This is a genomic window from Streptococcus panodentis (genome assembly GCF_017884005.1).
Taxonomy (GTDB): domain Bacteria; phylum Bacillota; class Bacilli; order Lactobacillales; family Streptococcaceae; genus Streptococcus; species Streptococcus panodentis.
The window spans coordinates 1-626 of the sequence record NZ_QFAY01000062.1; the positions used below are offsets into that span (position 1 = coordinate 1).

Genomic DNA, 626 nt, shown 5'->3' on the forward strand with positions numbered 1-626 from the left:
GAGGCTGGGACAAAAAGGCTTCAAAAAAAGCAACGACTAGAAAACAGCCGTTGCCTTTTGCTTTAAAGAGATAGTCTTGCTAAAATATAGTTGACAAAAAAATATGAGAAAGGCTATCCCATGCATATCCACTATAACACAAATCAAACGACTTTACCACTGGAAATTGCTTCTTGCTTACCACCAGACCATATTGTGTTTACTATCGAGAAGGTGGTTGATGAACTGGAAGAGGAGTGTTTCGCTGCCTTCTACCACGATTTTGGTCGGCCCTCCTATCATCCTAAAATGCTCTTATCTGCGCTGCTATTTGCTTACTCGCAAGGAATTTTCTCTGGTCGTAAAATCGAAAAGCTCATGGCTGAAAATCTTGCTATGAGCTATTTGACAGGTCACCATGTTGTCAGCTATCGGACAATCAATCGTTTTCGTGTGGCGGACTGCATGGAAGAGTTCATCAAAAATCTCTTCATTGAACTCAATCTTCGCCTCAAGATGGAAGACTTGATTAGTCTGGACTGTCTCTTCATCGATGGGACGAAGATAGAGGCCAATGCCAACAAGTACAGCTTCGTTTGGAAAAAAGCAACGGATAAATTTCAAGCCAAACTGCAAGAGACCTTGAA

The 626-nt window shown here is 41.7% G+C and carries 1 protein-coding gene; it reads left to right on the top strand.

Annotation, left to right across the window (positions count from 1 at the left end):
- Nucleotides 1-120: 120 nt before the first annotated feature.
- On the top strand, nucleotides 121-626 hold a 506-nt coding region (locus tag DHL47_RS13240), incomplete at its 3' end, for a transposase (protein ID WP_209552189.1).